This is a genomic window from Streptomyces chryseus (assembly GCF_014650755.1).
GTDB classification, from domain to species: Bacteria; Actinomycetota; Actinomycetes; order Streptomycetales; family Streptomycetaceae; genus Streptomyces; species Streptomyces chryseus.
Map to the genome: position 1 here is coordinate 70,501 of NZ_BMVO01000021.1, position 20,381 is coordinate 90,881.

19 protein-coding genes, 1 tRNA gene and 1 pseudogene are annotated in these 20,381 nt (G+C 71.2%); 10 read left to right on the forward strand and 11 right to left on the reverse strand.

Annotation, left to right across the window (positions count from 1 at the left end):
- Positions 1 to 11: 11 nt before the first annotated feature.
- Positions 12 to 1,040: an ArgS-related anticodon-binding protein NrtL gene (nrtL, locus tag IE185_RS25410; protein WP_189716070.1), complete on the reverse strand. Its 1,029-nt coding sequence runs from the start codon at positions 1,038 to 1,040 to the stop codon at positions 12 to 14.
- Between the two features lie 234 nt (positions 1,041 to 1,274).
- Positions 1,275 to 1,781 carry a response regulator gene (locus IE185_RS25415; protein WP_229843688.1) on the reverse strand — a complete coding sequence of 169 codons (507 nt, stop codon included), beginning with the start codon at positions 1,779 to 1,781 and terminating at the stop codon, positions 1,275 to 1,277.
- Positions 1,782 to 1,966: 185 nt separating this feature from the next.
- Here IE185_RS25415 and IE185_RS25420 point away from each other — a divergent pair.
- A tRNA-Arg gene (locus IE185_RS25420) sits at positions 1,967 to 2,038 on the forward strand.
- 493 nt (positions 2,039 to 2,531) lie between these two features.
- Here IE185_RS25420 and IE185_RS25425 read toward each other — a convergent pair.
- The 3 genes and pseudogenes from IE185_RS25425 to IE185_RS25435 form a co-directional block, all read right to left on the reverse strand.
- Positions 2,532 to 2,950 (reverse strand): annotated as a pseudogene (locus IE185_RS25425) (integrase core domain-containing protein); the annotation flags it as partial.
- A 337-nt stretch (positions 2,951 to 3,287) separates the two neighbouring features.
- On the reverse strand, positions 3,288 to 4,700 hold the full coding sequence (locus IE185_RS25430; RefSeq protein ID WP_138897820.1) for an FG-GAP and VCBS repeat-containing protein: 1,413 nt from the start codon (positions 4,698 to 4,700) through the stop codon (positions 3,288 to 3,290).
- 48 nt (positions 4,701 to 4,748) lie between these two features.
- Positions 4,749 to 6,179, reverse strand: coding sequence for an FG-GAP-like repeat-containing protein (locus IE185_RS25435; protein WP_308432815.1), 1,431 nt, complete (start codon positions 6,177 to 6,179; stop codon positions 4,749 to 4,751).
- Between the two features lie 202 nt (positions 6,180 to 6,381).
- On the opposite strand from IE185_RS25435, the gene IE185_RS25440 reads away from it, so the two are divergent.
- On the forward strand, positions 6,382 to 6,627 hold the full coding sequence (locus IE185_RS25440; protein WP_138897822.1) for a hypothetical protein: 246 nt from the start codon (positions 6,382 to 6,384) through the stop codon (positions 6,625 to 6,627).
- A 215-nt stretch (positions 6,628 to 6,842) separates the two neighbouring features.
- On the opposite strand, the gene IE185_RS33280 is transcribed toward IE185_RS25440, so the two are convergent.
- The 4 genes from IE185_RS33280 to IE185_RS25455 form a co-directional block, all read right to left on the reverse strand.
- Complete coding sequence (locus IE185_RS33280) at positions 6,843 to 7,229, reverse strand: DUF6083 domain-containing protein (protein ID WP_138897823.1); 387 nt, start codon at positions 7,227 to 7,229, stop codon at positions 6,843 to 6,845.
- Positions 7,230 to 7,799: 570 nt separating this feature from the next.
- The gene (locus tag IE185_RS25445; protein ID WP_167519140.1) at positions 7,800 to 7,949 is read right to left on the reverse strand and encodes a hypothetical protein; all 150 of its coding nucleotides are present in this window, start codon (positions 7,947 to 7,949) and stop codon (positions 7,800 to 7,802) included.
- Positions 7,950 to 7,974: 25 nt separating this feature from the next.
- A complete protein-coding gene (locus IE185_RS25450; protein WP_138899012.1) occupies positions 7,975 to 8,748 on the reverse strand; it encodes a hypothetical protein in 774 nt (257 codons plus the stop codon).
- A 46-nt stretch (positions 8,749 to 8,794) separates the two neighbouring features.
- Positions 8,795 to 10,078: an MFS transporter gene (locus IE185_RS25455; RefSeq protein WP_211362628.1), complete on the reverse strand. Its 1,284-nt coding sequence runs from the start codon at positions 10,076 to 10,078 to the stop codon at positions 8,795 to 8,797.
- Between the two features lie 71 nt (positions 10,079 to 10,149).
- On the opposite strand from IE185_RS25455, the gene IE185_RS25460 reads away from it, so the two are divergent.
- The 5 genes from IE185_RS25460 to IE185_RS25480 all read left to right on the forward strand — a co-directional run bounded on the left by IE185_RS25460 (position 10,150) and on the right by IE185_RS25480 (position 14,651).
- On the forward strand, positions 10,150 to 10,746 hold the full coding sequence (locus IE185_RS25460; protein WP_138899013.1) for a TetR/AcrR family transcriptional regulator: 597 nt from the start codon (positions 10,150 to 10,152) through the stop codon (positions 10,744 to 10,746).
- 579 nt (positions 10,747 to 11,325) lie between these two features.
- Positions 11,326 to 12,108, forward strand: coding sequence for an AfsA-related hotdog domain-containing protein (locus IE185_RS25465; RefSeq protein WP_138898573.1), 783 nt, complete (start codon positions 11,326 to 11,328; stop codon positions 12,106 to 12,108).
- A gap of 80 nt (positions 12,109 to 12,188) precedes the next feature.
- Positions 12,189 to 12,767: a DUF2165 family protein gene (locus IE185_RS25470; protein WP_138898572.1), complete on the forward strand. Its 579-nt coding sequence runs from the start codon at positions 12,189 to 12,191 to the stop codon at positions 12,765 to 12,767.
- On the forward strand, positions 12,764 to 13,705 hold the full coding sequence (locus IE185_RS25475; protein ID WP_138898571.1) for a 3-oxoacyl-ACP synthase III family protein: 942 nt from the start codon (positions 12,764 to 12,766) through the stop codon (positions 13,703 to 13,705). The genes IE185_RS25470 and IE185_RS25475 overlap by 4 nt, the downstream gene beginning before the upstream one ends.
- A 274-nt stretch (positions 13,706 to 13,979) precedes the next feature.
- Complete coding sequence (locus IE185_RS25480; RefSeq protein WP_138898570.1) at positions 13,980 to 14,651, forward strand: HAD family hydrolase; 672 nt, start codon at positions 13,980 to 13,982, stop codon at positions 14,649 to 14,651.
- A gap of 167 nt (positions 14,652 to 14,818) precedes the next feature.
- On the opposite strand, the gene IE185_RS25485 is transcribed toward IE185_RS25480, so the two are convergent.
- Both IE185_RS25485 and ku read right to left on the reverse strand, forming a co-directional pair.
- The gene (locus IE185_RS25485; protein ID WP_138908876.1) at positions 14,819 to 16,879 is read right to left on the reverse strand and encodes a phosphocholine-specific phospholipase C; all 2,061 of its coding nucleotides are present in this window, start codon (positions 16,877 to 16,879) and stop codon (positions 14,819 to 14,821) included.
- Positions 16,880 to 17,081: 202 nt separating this feature from the next.
- Entirely contained in the window at positions 17,082 to 18,131 is a 1,050-nt protein-coding gene (ku, locus tag IE185_RS25490; protein WP_138898730.1) for a non-homologous end joining protein Ku, read from the reverse strand.
- A gap of 52 nt (positions 18,132 to 18,183) precedes the next feature.
- On the opposite strand from ku, the gene ligD reads away from it, so the two are divergent.
- The 3 genes from ligD to IE185_RS25505 all read left to right on the forward strand — a co-directional run bounded on the left by ligD (position 18,184) and on the right by IE185_RS25505 (position 20,367).
- Positions 18,184 to 19,077, forward strand: coding sequence for a non-homologous end-joining DNA ligase (gene ligD, locus IE185_RS25495; RefSeq protein ID WP_138898731.1), 894 nt, complete (start codon positions 18,184 to 18,186; stop codon positions 19,075 to 19,077).
- Positions 19,074 to 19,982, forward strand: a complete 909-nt coding sequence (locus IE185_RS25500; RefSeq protein WP_229843689.1) for an ATP-dependent DNA ligase — start codon at positions 19,074 to 19,076, stop codon at positions 19,980 to 19,982. The genes ligD and IE185_RS25500 overlap by 4 nt, the downstream gene beginning before the upstream one ends.
- An 85-nt stretch (positions 19,983 to 20,067) precedes the next feature.
- Positions 20,068 to 20,367 carry a zinc ribbon domain-containing protein gene (locus tag IE185_RS25505; RefSeq protein WP_138899472.1) on the forward strand — a complete coding sequence of 100 codons (300 nt, stop codon included), beginning with the start codon at positions 20,068 to 20,070 and terminating at the stop codon, positions 20,365 to 20,367.
- The last annotated feature ends 14 nt before the right edge of the window (positions 20,368 to 20,381 follow it).

Consider the following 20,381-nt stretch of genomic DNA (forward strand, 5'->3'; position numbering starts at 1 on the left):
TTCTGTCTCTCTCACAGATGTTCGGGTGCGCTGATGCCGAGCAAGGACAGGCCGCCGGCGAGCACCGTCCCGGTGGCCTCGGCGAGGGCCAGCCGGGAGCGGTGGGCGACCGAGGGTTTCTCGTCGCCGAGGGGCAGGACGGGATGGGCGTCGTGGAAGCGGAAGAAGGCCTCCGCTGTCATGTCCAGGTGCCGCGCGAGCCGGTCGGGCGCGCGGTGGCGGGCGGCGGCTTCGAGGACGGCGGGGTGGTCCGCGAGAGCACGTACCAGCGCCCGAGCCTCGGGGGCGTCCCCGCTCCCCGTGCCCTCCGCTTCCTCGCCCCGGAACCCGAGGGCGGCGGCGTTTCGGACGAGGGCGCGGGTGCGGGCGTGGGCGTACCGGACGCGGAAGAGGGGGTTGGTCTCACGCTGCACGAGGAGGTCGTCGGGCGAGGCGGTCGCGGTGGGCCAGACGAGGTGCCAGACGGCGGCGTCGGGACCCAGGCGGGCTACGAGGGCTCGTTCGGCGGGGTTCTCGCCGCTTTGCGTGGCTCGGTCGGTGCTTTCCGTACTGTCGCAGCCTTCGGCGCCTGCCGTGCTGCTCGCGGCGCCGCTCGTGTGGACGACGCTCGCACCCAGCGCGTGGGCGATCCGGGCAAGGGCGCAGGCGAGCGTCCCGGTGCCGACACGGACGACGTCGCCGGCGAGGGCGGCCCCGTGGCCGTAGGCGCGGCCCTGGGCGAGGACGGTTCGTACGACGGAGGAGTGGGCGTCGGAGGCGAGGGTGAAGTTCAGGAATCCAGGGCCGGTGACCTCTACGTCGACGATCGCGTCGTACCCGATCAGCATCAGCTGGGCCCGCAGGATCTCGGCGACCTCGCGGGCGGGGCGGCCGGCGGGGCCGGCGAGCTTGAGGGCGACGTTGGTGGAGTAGTCGCCGCGGCCGCCGGGCCTCGGCCGCTCGACGACGGCGCGCTCCGGCACCGGCGCCCGCAGCACGTCCGCGTCCACGGCGCGACGCACGGCGCGCAGCACGGTACGGGAGAGCTCTGCGGGGGTCACGGCACAAGCGTATGGGAGGAGGGGGGCCTGAACGCGAACCGGTTTCGCCATGCGGGCACCGGGGGCGGCCACTGGGGCGCCGCCCGACCTGGTGACGGGGCCCGTGCCGGGAGGCGCCGCCCGGCCCTGTGACGGGGCCCGACCGGGAGGCTCACCGGCGAACCCGGTGGGCGAGCCCTCGACGGTACGCCGGTGGCGAGCCACTCAACCGTGGAGGCTCAGCCCGCTCGCCACTCAGCCGACCGTACGGCCTACCTGCCCGGCTTCGTGCATACCGTCGGTACCGCCGTCGGTCGGGCCGTCGGGCCGCCCGTCGGCACTGTCGTCACTACTCGCCTCGACGCCGTCGTCAACGGCCGATGTGCGCTCCCGGCGCACCAACTGCCGTACGAGCCGGACCAGCTCGGCGGGCTCGAAGGGCTTGGAGAGGAAGGCGTCCACACCCACCGCGAGGCCGCTCTCGACCTCGTACTGCGTACAGGCGCTGATGATCGCGAGGGGCAGATGGCGGGTCCCGGGGTCGTCCCGGAGCCGCGCGGCCGTACGCAGCCCGTCGAGGCGCGGCATCACGACGTCCAGCGTCACGACATCGGGGCAGACCCGGTGCACCATGTCCAGAGCCTCGGCACCGTCGGCCGCGGTCACTACCTCGAAGCCCTCCAGCTCGAGATTGACCCTGATCAACTGCCGGATGACCTTGTTGTCGTCCACAACAAGCACGCGGCCGGACACGCCTGGCACAACTCGAGAGTAGGTCGCCCCCGACCACCGCGTCCGGCTTTTGCCGACTTCCACCTGCACGGGGAGCAGCCGGGGGACGACGACGCCCCGCACGGCCCGAGCCGTGCGACCTCCCGAAACCTGTTCATGAACACCCGACCGGAGCTGGTAGTGTTCAACCCGTCGCCGCTTCACCACGGCGGTACGCCCCCGTAGCTCAGGGGATAGAGCAACGGCCTCCGGAGCCGTGTGCGCAGGTTCGAATCCTGCCGGGGGCACAGAAGCCGGACCAGCGTGATCAAGCCGCTGACCAGCAGAAGTGCCAGACATTGAGAGCCGGACCCAGTCCCACTGGGTCCGGCTCTTTGTCGTTGTCCGTCACTGGTCGCGTGTGAGTGACGTGTGGGTACCCCCGCCGCGGGAATCGCGCGAGACACTCTTATCGCTGCCGGGAGGCCATGGGTGCAACAGAACGGGAAGAATCCAAGCCGGGCTCTGCAGATCCTTGGGGTGGTCACGGCGCTCGCAGCCGTCACCGGCCTGGCCTGGATGCTGGTCCAAGGCCCGTGGTGATTTGACGGTCGGCGCCTGGATCGGTTGACAAAGGACGACGCTCCAAAAGCGGTACCAGTCACGGGCTTCCGCACCGCAATAGTGACCTTCGGGCTCGCGACCGTGGCAGTCCTCGGGGCGTTTCTGACGTCGAAGAACCTGCAGGTGACCCGTGAAGCCCTGCAACAGACCCAAGACAGGGATTACCGGCAGCACGCCCTAGCTGTATTGCCCTGTGAGGTTGGGGACGCGGCTGGGGGGTGGTTGGCCCTTGAGCGCGGTGTGGCCGCGGTGGTGATTGTAGGTGTGCAGCCAGGCGGGGAAGGCGTCGCGCCGTTCCTGCTCTGAGCGGTAGGGCTTTGCGTAGGCCCACTCGTCGAGCAGGGTGCGGTTGAAGCGCTCGGCCTTGCCGTTGGTCTGCGGCCGGTAGGGCCGGGTTCGCTTGTGGGCGATCCCGGCTGCCGCGAGAGCATCGCACCAGTCGCGCGTGAGCGGTAGCAGGAGCCGTTGTCGGTCAGCACCCGCTCGACGGTGATCCCGGCCTGGGTGAAGAACGCCTGAGCGCGGGTCCAGAAGCCGGTGGCGGTCTCTTTCTTCTCGTCGGTGAGGATCTCGCTGTAGGCGAGGCGGGAGTGGTCGCGCAACAAGTCGCCCTCGAGCTCGTCCACTCGACGACGTCTGAGCGCTCCGCTGCCGCCAAAGCCAGCTGTACCGACATCCCCCGTTTGCGCAGAACCACAGCGGAAGCGAACACTACCCATTTGACCTGCGAATCTACGGCGAGGTGCCCGAGGAGCGGGCGCGCGGCGCGCGGGCCTCGGACGGGCAGCTTCCCGAGCTGCTGCCGCTGGTGGACTGAGCGCGGGCCGGGCGGCCGACGGGCCGGGCGGGGCCCCTTCCGGAGGGCGGTGGCGCGTGGGGGCCTCGTGCCCTACGACTCGCCACCGCCGCCCGGGGCTGTCCCGAAGGGACGGGTCAGCGCGCCAGCCACGAGCCGAACATGACGCCCTTCTCCAGCGCGCCGAGCGCCTTGGGGCCGAACGACGTGATGCCGGTGACCGTCAGGCCGCCGGCCGCGCCCCGCAGGTGCCAGGCGGCGCCGGAGTCGGCGTAGGTGCCGTCCTCCAGGGGCGCGGTCGCCGTCAGGTCGGCCTTGCCGTCCTTGTTGGTGTCCGACAGCAGGACCTGGCTGCCGAACTTGTCCTCCTTCTCGGAGGCGCCGGGCACGCCGGTCGTGGACTGCTGGAAGGCCTGCGCGCCCGTGCCGGTCAGACCGGTGCGGGAGCCCTTGAGCAGCACCGTGCTCCCCGCGTCCGCGACCGACTCGATGTCCTCGCCAAGGATGCCGACCGCGACGTCCGCGTAGCCGTCGCCGTTCACGTCGCCCGCGCTGATCGAGGAGCCGAACTCGTCGCCCTCCTCGCCGACGCCGGGCACGCCCGCCGTGTCCTGCGTGATCTTCGCGGTGCGGGTCGTCGAAGGTCCGTCCGCAGTGCCGTACTTGATGAGGATCGTGCCCTTCTGGTACGGCATGCCCTCGAAGTTGTTGCCGATGTCGCGGACGATCAGGTCGCCGTAGCCGTCCTTGTCGACGTCCGCGATCGCCCCGCCGACGGAGGCCGCGAGCGGCTTGGGGGTGGTGTTCACGCCGTCCTTGCCGCCGGCCCAGAACCTGCTGGCGTACGCCATCTCCTCGAAGCCGTGGTTGGAGACGATGTCGTCGGCGCCGTCGCCCGTGATGTCGCCCGTGACGAAGCCGCCGGGGCCGAAGGCCCGGCTGGTGGCGACCGCCTGGGTGCTCGCGGCCTTGCCCTCGCGCGTGAAGGGGCCGTAGGAGATGAGCATGCCCTGGTCGTCGTTGTTGGGGTCGCCGCTGCGCGGGAAGTCCACCGTGACCAGGTCGCGCTTGCCGTCGCCGTTGAAGTCGCCGGCGGTGACGTGCCCGCCGTTCCAGGGCAGCTCGGCGCTGCCCTGGCCGGACAGGCCGGCGGCGGAGCCCCACAGGACCACGGCCTTGCCGTCGTAGCCGCTGACGACGAGGTCGGTGTACCGGTCGCCGTCGAGGTCGGCGGCGGCCGTCTCCTGGCCGAAGCGTCCGCCGCTCTCCGGGTCGCCGGGCACGCCCGGGGTGGCGCGGCCGAAGGTCTTGGCGTGCGCGGTGACGGGGCCCGACGCGGAGCCGTAGACGACCGTCACCTGGCCGGGCGTCGTGCCCTCGTAGCCGCCGACCGCGGAGAACACGAGGTCGGCGTACCCGTCGTGGTTGAAGTCGACGAGCGGCGTGCGCGGCGGCACCGGCGCGGCCGAGGCCGAGCCGGCGGCGGCGACGAGCACGAGGGGAGTGACGAGCGTGGTGACCGCGAGGGCGGCCGTGAGGGAGCGTCGCACTGATCCTCCGGAAGAGAGAAAGACAGAAGGCGAGAGAGGGGGAGGGGGTCAGCCGCCGAGCGTGTGGCCGAACTTCGCGTCCTTCTCGGGGGCGCCGAGCTTCACGGGGCTGAGCGTGCCGGCGCCCGTCGTGGTCAGGCCGCTCGCGGAGCCGTAGAGGTTCCACAGGGCGCCCGAGTCGGCGAAGGCACCGTCCTCGCCGGGGGCCGTCGCGGTAAGGTCCGCCTTGCCGTCCTTGTTCAGGTCGGAGAGGCTCACCTGGCGGCCGAAGTCGTCGCCCGACTCGGAGACGCCGGGCACGCCCGCAGTGGACTGGTTGTAGGCGATCGCGCCCTTGCCAGTCATGCCGCCGGCGGCCTTGGACGCGCCCTTGAGCAGGATCACCGCGCCGGTACCGGTGGCGGCGTCGAGGCTCTCGCCGGGAACGCCGACCGCGACCTCCGCCTTGCCGTCGCCGTTCACGTCACCGGCGCTGAGGGACGCGCCGAAGGCGTCGTTCGCCTCGCTCGCCCCGGGAACCCCCGCGGTGGCCTGGGTGATGACCTTCTTGCCCGTGTTGCTCGGCCCGGTGGAGCCGCCGTACTGGATGGTGATGCTGCCCGGGGCGGAGTCGATGACCTCGGTGACGGAGCCGATGTCGCGGGTGATCAGGTCGCCGTAGCCGTCGCCGTCGACATCGCCGACGGTGCCGCTGTACGCCGTGCCGAGGGCCTTGGAGGTGTGGCCGACGCCGGTCCTCGACCCCTTCCAGAAGCGGGCCTCGTGCTGCATCTCCTCGAAGCCGTGCGTGGTGACGATGTCGTCGACACCGTCGCCCGTGAGGTCACCGGTGATGAAGGAGCGCAGACCCGAGGGGCCGTCGTCCGTGGTGATGCTGTCCTGGGTGCGCGTCTTGCCGTCCCGGGTGAACGGGCCGTACTGGATCGTCATCCCGGAGACGTCCGGGTCGTCGCTCGGCTCGGAGTTCACGACGAGGTCGCGCTTGCCGTCGCCGTTGAAGTCACCGAGGGCGAACTCGGAGGGCCAGTACGGCAGAACGGTGTTCTGGCCGGTCAGGCCGTCCTTGGAGCCCCAGAGCACCGTCGGCTCGCGGTCGTCGCCGCCGCCGCCAACCACGAGCAGGTCGGTGTAGGAGTCGCCGTCGAGGTCACCGGGGAGCGTCTGGGCACCGAAGGCGAAGCTGCTCTGGAGGTCGCCGGGGACGCCGGGCGTGGCCCGGCTGATCATCTGGTGGCGCGCCGTCGCGGGCCCGGAGGCGGTGCCGTACACGACCGAGATGTAACCGGCCTTCTCCACACCGCCGACGGTGCCGAAGGGCGCCGCGACCGCGAGGTCGGCGTGTCCGTCGTGGTTGAAGTCGGTCATCGGCGTGCGGGGCGGCACGGGCGCGGCCGACGCCGTGCCGGAGGTGGCGAAGAGCGCGAGGGGGGTCGCGAGCGCGGTGACGGCGATCGCGGCGGTGAGAGTGCGGCGGGGCACTGTGCCTCCTGTACGGAACGTGTGTGACGCAACAGGAGACAGACCACCTCGAGTGAAAGTTGTACACCCCAGGAACCCTGTTACGAGACGCGGACACTCCATCGAGTACGGCGGCCGTTCACCTCACGACCGCCCAGCCGCACGACACTGGCCCGCGGAGCGGGGCCAGTGGAGGGGCGGGATGGCGCGGGCGAGGATGTCGATGCAGGAGCTGATCCGGCGCAGGCGGCGGGCGGGCTTCGTGGGCAGACGCGAGGAACTGCGGGCGTTCCGGAAGAACTTCGACCTGCCGGTGGACGACGACCGCCACCGGTTCCTGTTCCACGTGCACGGCCCGGCGGGCGTCGGCAAGGCCCAGGTCGTGGAAGATCGTCCAGCCCTCGCCGATCAAGACCTCGACCAGCTCCTGATTGCAGCGCTGTTGGCACTTCGTGTGAGTGGCGTGTGAGATTCACCCACACACGATCAGGCGAAGCCGTTTCCACAGGTCAGGTGGGCAATGATCGTACGGGGGGCAGTGCCCTCCGGAGCCGTGTGCGCAGGTTCGAATCCTGCCGGGGGCACTTCGCAGGAAGCGCCCAAAGACCCCGCCATCAGCGAGAACGCTGAGAACGGGGTCTTCGCGTATGCGCAGTCGGTGCTGTGCGCCCTCCACGGAGACCATCATCCGGCTCTCGGCCATTCCAGCGGGGGCTCTGGTGGTTGCCGGGGCGGTTGTCGTTCTGTTCTTCTTGCGTTCTCGGCTCGGAGGGTTGTCAGCCACGGCCACAGGTCCGGCAAGGGCCGTGCGGAGCACGCCAAGTGGTGGGGGATGCGGCACCGCTGGGACGGGTCCGGTGGGCATACGCCGTAGACGGTTGCGCGGCCGTCGGAGAGTTCGATCCACCGGTGGTCAGCGGGGACCACATGGGCCGGAGGGGTCATGTTCGGCTCCAGGAGAACCCAGCCCTGGTCGAGCGTCAGGACCCTGTCCTGCGGCAACCCGCAGTCTGGGCAGGGGGTTTGCGCGCTGTTCAGCCGACGTCGCGGTTGATCCTCTGTGTGGGCCATACTGCGAGGTTCAGCAGCTTGGTCCCGGAAGCCTAGAGCGCGAACCGGGCGGGGTTCTTGGGGCTGTCGTTCACTGGCGATGCGCGAAGCGACGCGGCAGGTGCGGTCGGCGACTTGCGGCTGTCGGCTCTTGGCCGGAATACGACGACGCCCCCGGCTTGTGGGCCGAGGGTGCCGTCCGTGCAGTTCTGAGGGGCTGGCGCTCAGCGGCCTCGGGCGTCGGCGTGGGCGGGCCGCATCACCCGGCAGCGGTGCGGGTACGAGCCGGCCCCGGCTCAGCCTTGCGGGGGGATTGAAGGCTGGCCGGGGCCGGGGTCCGGGCGCCGGCCGGGGAGGGGCGGCGCCCAGCTGTGGTGGGTGGTCCGGCGCGGGTGTGGGCACCGGGGCCACCCAAGTGTGGGGGGACGTGGGGTGGTCCGTCGCGGGCGGCTGTGGCGCCGGGGGGGCCACCCAAGTGGGGGGAAGTGGGGGGCCGTCGCGGGTAGGGACCCGGGGCCACCCAGGTGGGGGGCCGGCGCGGTGCGGCACCGGTGGGACACCCAGGGGGGGACGCCGGAGAAGTACGTCGTACTACCGGTCGGTTGTGCACTCCCAGTGGTCCGCCGTGCCCTCCGGCATCGACCAGAGCGCTATCTCGCAGCCGCAGTTGCAGGCCGTCTGTCTTCTGGTCGTGGCGTCCTTCTGCGGGGCGGTCGTCGTCGTCATGGTGGCGGTCGTCATGCTGTGCTGCCTTTCGGGAGGAGGGTCAGGACTGTGCGTACGGGGAAGGGGGCTGCGGGCCGCTGCCCTCGCGGGCCGCGATCCACTTGTCGTGCAGCCACATCTGGGTCGCGCGGCGGTTCGCCGCGCCGTCCCAGCGGACGTCCCGTTCGTACGTGACGATGTCGCCGTCGCCGTCGACGATCATCCAGGTGTAGAGGCCGTTCTCGTGGTGCGTCTTCACCTTCGCGCCGGAGACCGTGTGGGCGGCTCCCGCCTTGTCGCGCACCTCTTCGTCGTGCTGGTCCACCCACTGCACCGACAGGCCGTCCGCGTGCTCGGGCGCGAAGCCGCGCAGCCAGTCGAAGGCCGTCTCCCGCGCCTTGTCGTCGGCCGGTACGGGCTTCTCGGCTCCGGCCACCGTCATCCGCGTGTAGCCGTACAGGGTGCCCTCGTCGTCGACGACGGTCGTGATGTGCTCGCCGCCGAGGTCCCGGGTGGTGTCCTGCTCGTAGCGGACCACGGTCACGGGGCGGTCCTCGTGGCGTTCGGACCGGATCTGGGCCGGGTGCCAGCCCTCGGGGATCGTCAGACCCGCCTCGGCCAGGGCGTCCTTGGACTGCTTCGTGGCGGCCTTGGCCCTGTCGCTGCCCTTGGCTACCGGTTTCACGTTCTTCTCCTTCGGACCTGTCGAGTAGGTGGCGGCGGGCGCGGCGGGCGCCTTGCCCGGGTCGCCGGCGTCGGCGGTGACCAGTACCGCCGCGCCGAGGGCGCAGGCTCCGCCGAGGGCCAGAGCCGCGGTGAGGATGCCGTATCGCATGGCTGATCGTTCCCTTCCTTGTGGTGGGGGTACGGGGCCGGGCCGGTCAGCGGCGCACGCGGTGGCCCAGCGCGGCCAGTACCGCACCGGTGCCGAGCACGCCGGCGATCACCGCGAAGACGGTGGAGCTGTTCCCCGCCGCCGTCGCCAGTTGCGGGCCGACGCTGGCGCCGATGAACAGGGCGAAGGTGTAGAGGGCCACCGCCGCGCCGCGCGCCGGGCCCGCCTGCGAGCCGATGGCCTCCACCAGCGCCGGCGCCGTGACCGCGATGCCGAACACGAAGACGAACAGCAGCGCGGCCAGCAGGACGACGTCGATGTCGCCCCCGCGTGAGAGCAGCGCCGATCCGGCGCTCACCGTCGCGGCCAGCAGCAGCGCGCCGACGACCCGGCCGACGGCCGGCAGCCGTACGAGGAACGGCGTGACCAGCGGTACGAGCACCATGGCCGGGAGCGAACTGGCGCGCAGCAGGAGCATCGTGTCGGGGTCGCCCGCGAGGCCGGCGGGGCCGGCCACCTGGAGGCCGGTGTAGACGGCGACGAAACCGCACAGCAGCGTGACCGTCGCCAGCAGGAGCAGGACCAGGGACGGCTTGGTCAGGAGCCTGCCCATCGCGCGGTAGGCGTCGAGGGACGAGGTGGTGGCGGCGGTTCGGTCCGCGTCCAGCACCGTACGCAGCAGCAGCGCGCCGCCGATCATGCCGGCCGCGCACATCAGGAAGACCGCGCGCCAGCCGAGGGCGTCGGCCACGGTCTGCGAGAACACCTGGCCCAGTACGCCCGCGGAGAGGAACGAGCTGGTCAGCCATGTCATGGCGGCCACGCGCCGGTGGGGCTCGATGCGCTCGGCGATGTACGCGAAGGCCGGTGGCGCGAAGGTCGCCGCGCTCAGGCCCTGTACGACGCGGATGGTGCAGCCCACCGCCAGGTTGGGGGCGGCGGCTACGGCGGCCGTGGTGAGCGCCGTGAGGAGCAGGCCGAGGACGATCAGGTTGCGGCGTCCGAAGCGGTCGGACAGCGGGCCCCAGAAGAGGAATCCGGCGGCGTACCCGAAGCCGAAGGCGGTCGTGGTCCAGCCCGCGGCGGACGCGGTCGTGGACCACGAGTCGGCGAGCAGGCCGAGTACGGGGAGCACGGTGTAGAGCTGGCCGACGATCAGGACGCCCACCGCGCACAGGGCCGGCACGGTCCGGAGGAAGGAGGCGGCCTCGGGCGCGGCCCCGGCGACGGCGCCGGGCGCGGCCTCGGATCGGGGCGAGGGCGTTGCCCTGGCCGGCTTGGTCTCACGCAGCGGCGCCGCCGCGGGCGTGACGGTCGAGTCGGTGGTCATGGCGAACATAGAACCAACCAACCAGTTGGATGTCAACGAGTCCCAACCATTCGGTTGGGTAATCTGGCTCCATGGCTAGAGACACAGCAGTGACGAAGCAGAAGCTCCTGGGGGCTGCCCGCCAGGAGTTCGCCGCCCTGGGGGTGGCGGGCGCCCGGGTCGACCGCATCGCGGAGCTGGCCGGGGTCAACAAGGAGCGGGTCTACGGCCACTTCGGCAGCAAGGAAGGTCTGTTCGCGGCCACGGTCGGCGCAGCCATGGACGAGCTCACCGAATCGGTCGGCAAGCCGGGCGACGACGTGGCCCAGTGGGTGGGCTCGGTGTACGACTTCCACCGCGAGCGGCCTGAGCTCCTGCGGCTGCTCCTGTGGGAGGCCCTGCACCAGCGGGAGCCGTCGGTCGCCGGCGAGCAGGACCGGGCCGAGGGGTACTCCCTGAAGGTGGACGCGCTGGCCGAGCGCCTGGGCATCGCCTCGGGGCCGGAGGCGGCCGTGATGCTGCTGTCGCTCATCGGGCTGGCCGCCTGGCCGAGCGCCGTACCGCAGCTGTCCCGGCTCATCGTCGGATCGCGGGTGGACGCCGAGGACTTGGGGCCGGTCGTCCGCGAATGCGTGGTGGAGCTGGCCGGGCGGGTCGCGGCCACGCAGGTGCGGCACGCCGGCAGCTGACGGACGGGGAACGAAGGAGGCGGCCGCCCCGGCCCCGCACCGCCCCGGCCCACCCCCACGAGACGGTGAACCTCCGGCAAACTTCCTAGCATTCGCAAAGGCTGTGGCGTGGGTCACTCCGACGGAGGTTGTCAACCAACTAGATGTTTGGCAGTGTTCAACCTGTCGCGGGGCTGAAGGAATGGCCTCGCGGCGGGGGAACGCGTAAACATATCGCCGGGGGGAAATATGTATTTCATGTGTACCGAGTGTTGCCGACACCGACGTAATGGCGCGTTGATTCACCGCCCGCCACGGTCGTAGACCGTTCTGGTCGCAGACCACCGGTGTCCCCTGAAATCGTACACATCATCTCTCTCCGGCACGAACTCGCCCTCCAGTAATCGGAATTGACCCCTCCGATTCGACCGCGGGTCCGGGGGGATTCCCAAGCCGACGCACAGCCGGGCCCGTTGACGCGCCCGGCTTTCGCGCGGCCTCTCACCACCGTTCCCCGCCTTCTCACATCCTCATGCGCCGGCCGTGCCGTGCCGCACCGCATCCGCACGGCCTGAATCACCCGAATCCTTCGGAGGACCCATGTCCGAGCACCTTCTGAAGAGCGTCTGCCTCGTCGGGGACCGCTTCAGCTCCTTCGCCAAGCACGAGGCCGTCCGCACCGTCAGCGGCTTCGTCTCCGCCGTGACCTCCGGCGCGTACGACGACCTCGCGACCCCGCTCCTTCTCTGGGAGGGGCAGGGCGTCAACGACTTCGACCGCGAGTACGTCCGGGCCGCGCTGGAGAGAGCCGGCCTCTCCCGCAAGATCCTCACGCAGCCCAACAACCCGGTCGTCGTCCCGCGCGCCGAGGCACACAAGAACCGTGAGGCGAACGTCCTGCTCGCCGGCCTCCAGCAGCAGGGCGAGGACACGTACCGCGCCACGCTCCGGCTGCACTCCGACAACGAGCTGCTGCTCGACCACCAGACCGGTGAGCACGTCCAGGGCATGGTCGCCATCGAGGCGTTCCGCCAGATGTTCATCGCCTTCTGCGAGAAGTTCGTCGCCACCCAGTGGCCGGAGCTGCGCCACTACTACATCTGGCACGGCATGGACATCAGCTTCGACAACTTCCTCTTCCCGCTGGACGCGGACATCACCTGCACGGTCGTCGAGTCCGACACGAGCGACCCGGCGCGCCTGAAGTTCACCGTGGACCTGGAGCTGCACCAGGCGGGCAACCGGGCGGCGCACGCCCGCATCCGGTTCACCGCGTACGACGCCGACCGCCTCGGGCCCAAGGAGCACCGCCTGGCGGGGGACGCGGTGGCGAACGTACTCAACGGCGCGGCGCCCGAGCCGGCCTCGGCCCGCACGGCCTGACCGCACGGCACCGACGCACCCGGTCCCGGCGCGCACGGCCCGACCGCACGGCACGACCCGCCAACCAACGGAGAATCACCATGAGTTCGACCACCCTCAGACGGAACGAAGAGCAGCACGCCGCCCCGGCCCACAGCCGCAGCGGCCTGCTCCTGCTCACCGTGGTGCTGCTGGCCGGCGTCACCGCCTGGCTGACCCTCATCGCGATCAACAACATCACCGACTTCGGTACGAACAAGGCGCTGCTCCAGGCCACCATGAACATGAAGGCGCTGATCGACGACCCGGTCCGCGGCAACGGCCTGGAGGCGCGCGCCCTGCCCAACGGCCTGGCCGCCCCGGCGCTCATAGCCGTGATCGTCTACCAGCTCGGCACGGTCGCCCTGATGTGGCGGGCCGTCGCCACCGGCGTACGCCTGCTGCGCGCCCCCTCGCCGGGCCTCTTCACGTACGTACGCCAGGTCAACCACTCCCTGGTGCCGTTCCTGCTGCTCTTCGCCGGTTTCCTCATCAGCGGCCTGTACTTCGGCTACTGGCTGCACCTCGGCCCCGTGCAGATGGTGCACTTCACCCTCCTCATCATCGGGACCCTGGTGGCACTGCTCACCAACCTGATGCCCGTCGCCTCGCGCGCCCTGGAGCAGGAGGCGTCGCGATGACCGCCCTGATCAGCACGGGCGCCTGGGTGCCCGAGCGGGTGGTGAGCAACGCGGAGGCGGTCGCGGAGACCGGCGGCCCGAGCGAGTGGATCACCCGTAAGACCGGGGTCGTCGAACGGCGTTGGGCCGACGCGGGAACGACCACCGCGGACGCGGCCGTCGCCGCCGGGCGGCAGGCGATCGAGCGGGCCGGCATCCAGCCCGAGCAGCTCGGTCTCGTCGTGCTGGCGACCTCGACGCCCGACCGGTCCCAGCCGCCCACCGCGACCGCGGTGCAGGCGGCGCTCGGCGCCACCGGAGCCGCGGCGCTGGACGTCAACGGCGTGTGCACGGGGTTCCTCTTCGCCCTGGCCACCGCGCGCGGCATGCTGGCGACCGGTGACGCGGGCAGGTACGCGCTGGTCATCGGGGCCGACATCTACTCACGCATCCTGGACCGCACCGACCACCGCACCGTGGTCCTGTTCGGCGACGGGGCCGGCGCGGCGGTCATCGGCCCGGCGCGGGACTCCGGTCGCGGCTCGATCCTGGCCACCCAGCTGCGCAGTCACGGACACCTGGGGCATCTGATCCACCGGGAGCACGGCGACGCGTTCCGCATGGACGGCGGCGGCGTACGCGACTTCGTGGTCTCCGAAGTGCCCCTCGCGGTGAAGGGCTTCCTCGCCGACCAGGGCGTCGACGGACGGCAGGTGCGGCACCTGGTCGCGCACCAGGCCAACGGTGTGATGCTCGACGCGCTCGTGCCGTCGCTGGAGCTGGCCGAGGACGTCACGGTGCACCGCACCATCGACCGCTACGGGAACACGGCGTCGGCCTCCGTACCGATCACGCTGGACCACGCGCTGCGCCAGGACGCCATCACTGACGGGGAGTTGGTGCTGCTGCTCGCCTTCGGCGGGGGCATGGCCACCGGCGCGGCGCTGATGCGGCGCTGAGCACGACCACCACCGGACCGCTTCGAGTGAGAGCAGCGAGAAAATGAATGCTTACCGCCTTTTCGAAGAGAGGCTTGCGGCCCTTTCCTTCGCGCCGCATTCCACTGCGCAGGCAAGCATGGAACGCTTTCTCGACATACGCGGTGACGCCGGTTTATCCCGGGGTTTCGGATCACGGCCCCGGCGCTGCTCCGCGCCATGGTCCGGGCCCCGGGCAGCGCTATAGCAATCATTGCACCAGCAAATCTTTCCATGCGAAAGGAGAGTGCGGCAGATGCCCACTCCCCCGTACCTGGTCTTCGCCGACGTGGACGAGACCCTCATCAACTGCAAGAGCATGTTCGAGTTCATGCGGTTCCAGTTGGTGGCCGAGCACGGCCCGTACGGCGCCACCGAGTACGCCCGGATCCGTGCCGAGCTCCAGCAGAAGGCGGACGAGGGCGTGCCGCGCGAGGAGATCAACCGCGCGTACTACTCCCACTTCGCGGGCGACCCGGTCGCCGGCGTCCACGACCTGGGCGCCCGCTGGTACGCCGAGCGGAACGCGGCGGGGCTCTACATCGAGAGCACCCGTGACGCCCTGCGCGCGCACCGGGCGGAGGGGGCGGAGATCGTCCTGGTCTCCGGGTCGTTCGACGCCGTGCTCCATCCCGTGGTGGCGGAGGTCGGGGCCGACCACCTGCTGTGCACCCGGCCCGTCGTGCGCGACGGCCGGTACACCGGCGAGGTCGAGAAGCCCATGATCGGCGAGGCCAAGGCGGCCGCGGTGCGCGAGCTGCTGGAGGCCCGCCCGTGGATCGACCCGGCGGACTGCTACGGGTACGGCGACCACACGTCCGACCTGCCGATGCTCGACTGCGTGGGGCACCCGGTGGCCGTCGGCGCCGATCCCGCGATGCTCGCGTACGTCAACAGGCGGCGCGCGGCCGAGCTCGGCCGGGTGTGATCGCGGCAACCGGCCGATCGCCAGTGGCCAGGACGTGAGGCCCTGGCCGGACCGGCTCAGGGCCTGCCAGGCGTTGACCGGTCGCACGGCCTCACCGTGGAAGCCCGGGGCGGGCCGCACCCCCGGGCGGAAGGCCGGGGGCGGGTGCGGCCCCACCCCCGGGTCCGTCAGGCGGTGAGCGTGGCCGGGTCGCTCACGCCGGGCGCGCCGGTCTCCACGTGTCCGGCGAAGCGGCGCAGGAAGGTGGTGTTCGTGTCGGAGACCACCGACACGTCGTACCAGCGCTTGGTGGCGCGCAGGTCCACCGTGTGCGTGACCGTGGCGCCCGCTCGGACGGTGAAGGTCTGCGGCGCGCCGCCGTAGGCGTTGGTGACCGTGAGGCGGGCGGTGGTGGTGCCCGGGTTGGTCAGGGTGAGGTCGAGGTTGCCGGTGGTCGCGTTGTGGCGGGCGGTGGCCTCGGGGCAGGCGGTCTTGGCGGGGCAGCGGAAGGTGCGCAGGAAGCCGTTGGGGCCGTGGACCGTGAGGTGGTGCGTGCCCTTGGAGTACGCCGAGTTCCAGGTGTCGGAGATCTTCTTGCCGGCCTCGGCGGTGTACGTCCACGGCGCGTCGGTGCGGTTCGCCGACGTGACGTAGAACTGCGCGCCGGCCTTCGCGCCCGGGCTGAAGGTGAGGGCGATCCGGCCGTCGGCGGTGTTGACCGCGCCGTCCACGTACGGCGCGTAGGGCAGCGCGCGGGCCGGGCGCGCGCCGGGCTCCTGCCGGGGCAGGCTGCCGACGGCGGGCGGGGTGGGCCGGTAGTCGGGGTGGCGCTCGCGGTCCGGCGGCTCGTACGCGGCGGTGTCGGGCAGCTCGGCGGGCCGGGGGTCGGTTACGGCGAAGTCGAAGGCGGAGGTGAGGTCGCCGCAGATCGCGCGCCGCCACGGCGAGATGTTGGGCTCGTTCACGCCGAAGCGGCGTTCCATGAAGCGGATGATCGAGGTGTGGTCGAAGACCTCGGAGCAGACGTAACCGCCGGTGCTCCAGGGGGAGACGACGAGCATCGGGACGCGCGGGCCGAGGCCGTAGTTGCCCGCCGTGTACGAGGCGCCGCCCGCGTACTGCTCGGTGGTGGTGTCGACGGTGGACCTGCCCTGCGCGGCGGAGGCGGGCGGGTACGGCGGCACGATGTGGTCGAAGAAGCCGTCGTTCTCGTCGTACGTGATGAACAGGGCCGTGCGGCTCCACACCTCGGGGTTGGAGGTCAGCGCGTCGAGCACCTGCGCGATGTACCAGGCGCCGTAGTTGGACGGGAAGTTGGAGTGCTCGGTGAAGGCCTCGGGAGCGGCGATCCAGGAGATCTGCGGCAGCTTGTCCGCCCGGACGTCGGCCTTGAGGTCGTCGAGGTAGCCGTCGCCGTTCTTGACGCTGGTGCCGGTACGCGCCTTGTCGTACAGCGGGTCGCCGGGCTTGGCGTTGCGGTACTGGTTAAAGTAGAGCAGCGAGTTGTCGCCGTAGTTGCCCCGGTAGGCGTCGTTGATCCAGCCCCAGTGACCGGCGGCGTCCAGGCCGTCGCCGGTGTCCTGGTAGATCTTCCAGGAGACGCCGGCCTTCTCCAGCCGCTCGGGGTACGTCGTCCAGCCGTACCCCGACTCCTCGTTGCCGAGCACCGGGCCGCCGCCGGCGCCGTCGTTCCCGGTGTGCCCCGTCCACATGTAGTAGCGATTCGGGTCGGTGGCTCCGATGAACGAGCAGTGGTAGGCGTCGCACACGGTGAACTTGTCGGCCAGCGCGTAGTGGAAGGGGATGTCCTCCCGCGTCAGGTACGCCATCGTCGTCGGCGTCTTGGCGGGCACCCACTGGTCGTACTTGCCCTTGTTGAGCGCCTTGTGTCCGCCGGCCCAGTCGTGGTTGAGGCCCTGGAGGAACTGCATGCCCAGGTCGTCGGCGGTGGGGTGGAACGGCAGGGTCACCTTGTTGCCGGTGTCCGCCTGGTGCCAGACCGGCTTGCCGCTCGGCAGCGTCACCGGGCGCGGGTCCCCGAAGCCCCGTACACCCTTCATCGCACCGAAGTAGTGGTCGAAGGAACGGTTCTCCTGCATCAGCACGACGATGTGGTCGACGTCCTGGATCGTGCCGGAGACGCGGTTGGCCGCGATGGCGGCGGCGCGGTCGATGCTGCTCGACAGGGCGGCGAAGCCCGCGGTCGTGCCGGCTATCTGGAGGAAGCGGCGCCTATTGAGTTCTGGCATGAGTGCGGGGCCTCTTGGGGTGTGAGGAGACAGAAGCGAACAGAATGTTCCAAGAGGACACAGCGGAAGGGAAGAGGCAGGGAAGGGGCGATGACGCCGCCGTGAAAAGTCGCGGTATACGTCGCCAACGCGGCTGCCGGGGCGGCCGCGCGGCGCATCCGGGCCGTGGACCCGATGTGTGCGGGCCGGGGCGGGCCGGCCGTCAGGCCGACGCGCGCTTCCTCGGGGCCGCCTTCTTCGCGGTGGTCTTCTTCGTCGCCTGCGCCTGCTTCTGCCCCGCGGCCTGCTTCCCGGACGCCGCAGCCGCCTTCTTCGCGCCGGCCGTCGCCCCGGCCGCGGGCGTCGTCTTCTTCGCCGTAGCCGTCTTCTTCGCCGCCGGCTTCTTCTTGCCCCCCGCGGGAGAAGCCGCCGCCTTGCCCTTCTTGCCCGGCGCCATCCGCGTGACCTCGGCGACCTCTTCGCCCTCGTCCTCGCCGCGCGACTCCTTCGCCGCCCGCACGCTCTTCTCCAGCGCCGCCATCAGGTCGATCACCTGGCCGCCGCCGGCCGCCGGCGCCGCCTCGACGGGAAGCTCGCCACCGGACGCCTTGGCGGCGATCATCTCCTCGACCGCCTCGCGGTAGTCGTCGTGGAGCGTGTCGAGGTCGACCTCGCCGAGCGTGTTCATCAGCGCGTCCGCCAGGTCCAGTTCGGCGTCGCGCACCGTCACGTTCGTCTCCGGCGCGACCCCCTCGGGCGCCCGTACCTCGTCGGGCCAGAGCAGCCCGTGCATCACGATGGCGTCGTCCACCACCCGCAGCATGCCGAGCCGCTCACGGCCGCGCAGCGCGAACTTGGCGACGGCCACCTTGTCGCTGCGCTTGAGCGCCTCGCGCAGCAGGACGTACGGCTTGGCGGCCGGGGCGCCGCTCGCCGACAGGTAGTACGCCGAGTCCATCTGGAGGGGGTCGATCCTGGCCGCCGGCACGAAGGCGACGATCTCGATCGTCTTGGCGGTGGGCAGCGGCAGCGCGGCCAGGTCGTCGTCCGTGATCGGCATGATCCCGCCGCCCGGCTCCTCGTACCCCTTGCCGATCTCCGACGCCGGGATCTCCTCGCCGTCGAGTTCGCAGACCTTCCGGTAGCGGATGCGGCCGCCGTCGGCCGTGTGGATCTGGCGGAACGAGATCGAGTGGTGCTCGGTGGCGTTGACCAGCTTGATCGGGATGCTGACCAGCCCGAAGGAGATGGCACCGTTCCAGATGGATCGCACGTTTCGCCCCCTTGAGACGCGTTTACCAGTCATCGCATGAGAATGTCATCGTATGTCGCCTATCACAGAGGTGGAGGGGCGGCGCCTGGCGCTCAGCAATCTGGACAAGGTCCTCTATCCCGCCACCGGGACCACCAAGGGCGAGGTGCTGCACTACTACGCCACGACCGCGGACGCGTTCCTCCCGCATCTGCGCGACCGGCCCATCTCGTTCCTGCGCTATCCGGACGGCCCCGACGGACAGCTGTTCTTCACCAAGAATCCGCCGCAGGGTACGCCCGACTGGGTGCGGACGGTGGAGGTGTCCCGCACCGAGGGCCAGCGGGCGCGCCAGGTGGTCGTCCAGGACCTGCCGACGCTGATCTGGGCGGCGAACCTGGTGGTGGAGTTCCATACGCCGCAGTGGCTCGACCCGGAGCCCGGCATCGCCGACCGCCTGGTCCTCGACCTCGATCCCGGCGCGCCGGCGGGCGTCGCGGAGTGCTGCGCGGTCGCGCTGTGGCTGCGTGAGCGGCTCGCGGCGGACGGCATCGAGTCGTACGCGAAGACCTCGGGCTCCAAGGGGCTGCATCTGCTGGCCGCGCTGGAGCCGACGCCGTCCGAGGAGGTCTCGGCGTACGCGAAACGGCTCGCGCTGGAGGCGCAGGAGGCGCTCGGGGAGCTGGTCGTGCACCGGATGACGCGGGCGCTGCGGCCGGGGAAGGTCTTCGTCGACTTCAGCCAGAACGCCGCCGCGAAGACGACGGCGGCGCCGTACACCCTCCGCGCGAAGACCGAGCCGACCGTGTCCGCGCCGGTGACCTGGGACGAGGTGGAGGCCGGGCGCGAGGCCCCGGCGCGGCTCGTCTTCCGGGCGGCGGACATCGGCGTACGGCTGGAGCGGTACGGCGATCTGCTGGCCCCGCTGGTCGATCCGGACCACGCCCATCCGCTGCCGGGGGCGTGAGAGTCGTGGCCGCGGTCGTGCCGCCGGTCCAGGTGATGCGGCCCCGGACGGCGGCGGAGATCCCGGCGGCGGACGGGCTGCCGGGCGGGGTGCAGTACAGCGTCAAGCTGGACGGGTTCCGGTGCGTGGCGTTCGCGCGGGGCGCGGCCCCGCCCGTTCTCCAGTCCCGCTCGGGGCGCGACATGAGGCCCGACTTCCCGGACGTCGCCGCCGCGATCGGCGCGCTGCCGGACGGTCTGGTGCTCGACGGGGAGGTGTGCGCGTGGGCTGACGGGGCCTTCGCCTTCCACCAGCTGATGCGACCGCACGCGGCGCGGGTGGCGGACGGGGTGGTGGTGGCGTACGTCGCCTTCGACGTCCTGGCCGTGCCGGGGCGCGATGTGCGGGAGCTGCCGCTGGAGCAGCGGTGGGAGCTGCTGGGCGGCGCGCTCAAGGAGGCGGGTCCGCAGGTGCAGCGGGTGCTGGCGACGACCGACCGCGAGCAGGCACTGGTCTGGTACGAGGCGCTGGTGGGCCAGGGCGTGGAGGGCCTGGTGTGCAAGGGCCTGGCGTCGCGCTACCGGCTCCGGGAGGCCAAGTCCTGGGTGAAGGTGCGGCACGCGGACACGCGGGACGCGGCCGTCGTCGGCTACACGGGCACCGCGCGGGCCCCCCGGGCGCTGGTGCTGGTGCTTCCGGGTGACGCGGATCCGCTGCTGTCGAGCCCGCTGACGCCGACGGTGCGGGCTCAGGCGCGGGAGGCGCTGGCGGGGCTGGCGGACGAGGGCGAGGAACGGATCGTGGCGATCGGGCTGGGCGACGTACCGTACCGGCGGGTGGGCACGGGGCTGCTGGCCGAGGTCCGCCAGAACATCGGCCGGCACGCGACTTCCACGGTCCTGCGGCTGCGCCCCGGCGACCGCTGAGCGGGGCCCGGCGTCGCGAGCGGCGGGGTTGGTGCAGACTCGACAGCAGGGCAGACAAGGATCACGGCACGGAGGGGACCACCGAATGATCATCTTTGGCAGCAAGAGCTACCTCTACCAACTGGCCATACTCACCCTGGTCTGCGGGCGCTGCGGCAACCCGGCCGCGCACACGCTGAAGAAGCGCGTCAGCAAGTTCACGCTGTTCTTCGTGCCGCTGTTCGCGTTCTCCACGAAGTTCACGACCCAGTGCACCTTCTGCGGCGCCGAGCAGCAGATCGGCAAGGAGCAGGCGCAGCAGCTCGAAGCCACGCAGGCACAGGGCGGCGGTGGCCAGGAGCACCTGGGAGCGCCCGAGCCCGGCCGCAACCCGTACCAGCGCTGAGCCGAGCGCACCGC

Excerpts from the sequence above, each read along its gene's own strand:
- IE185_RS25480 (WP_138898570.1), top strand. The coding sequence starts at position 13,980 with ATGCCCACTCCCCCGTACCTGGTCTTCGCCGACGTGGACGAGACCCTC.
- IE185_RS25445 (WP_167519140.1), bottom strand. The coding sequence starts at position 7,949 with ATGACGACCGCCACCATGACGACGACGACCGCCCCGCAGAAGGACGCC.
- IE185_RS25485 (WP_138908876.1), bottom strand. The coding sequence starts at position 16,879 with ATGCCAGAACTCAATAGGCGCCGCTTCCTCCAGATAGCCGGCACGACC.
- IE185_RS25465 (WP_138898573.1), top strand. The coding sequence starts at position 11,326 with ATGTCCGAGCACCTTCTGAAGAGCGTCTGCCTCGTCGGGGACCGCTTC.
- IE185_RS25460 (WP_138899013.1), top strand. The coding sequence starts at position 10,150 with ATGGCTAGAGACACAGCAGTGACGAAGCAGAAGCTCCTGGGGGCTGCC.
- IE185_RS25505 (WP_138899472.1), top strand. The coding sequence starts at position 20,068 with ATGATCATCTTTGGCAGCAAGAGCTACCTCTACCAACTGGCCATACTC.
- IE185_RS33280 (WP_138897823.1), bottom strand. The coding sequence starts at position 7,229 with ATGGCCCACACAGAGGATCAACCGCGACGTCGGCTGAACAGCGCGCAA.
- IE185_RS25470 (WP_138898572.1), top strand. The coding sequence starts at position 12,189 with ATGAGTTCGACCACCCTCAGACGGAACGAAGAGCAGCACGCCGCCCCG.
- IE185_RS25450 (WP_138899012.1), bottom strand. The coding sequence starts at position 8,748 with ATGCGATACGGCATCCTCACCGCGGCTCTGGCCCTCGGCGGAGCCTGC.
- IE185_RS25455 (WP_211362628.1), bottom strand. The coding sequence starts at position 10,078 with ATGACCACCGACTCGACCGTCACGCCCGCGGCGGCGCCGCTGCGTGAG.
- IE185_RS25475 (WP_138898571.1), top strand. The coding sequence starts at position 12,764 with ATGACCGCCCTGATCAGCACGGGCGCCTGGGTGCCCGAGCGGGTGGTG.
- ligD (WP_138898731.1), top strand. The coding sequence starts at position 18,184 with ATGTCGCCTATCACAGAGGTGGAGGGGCGGCGCCTGGCGCTCAGCAAT.
- IE185_RS25440 (WP_138897822.1), top strand. The coding sequence starts at position 6,382 with ATGCAGGAGCTGATCCGGCGCAGGCGGCGGGCGGGCTTCGTGGGCAGA.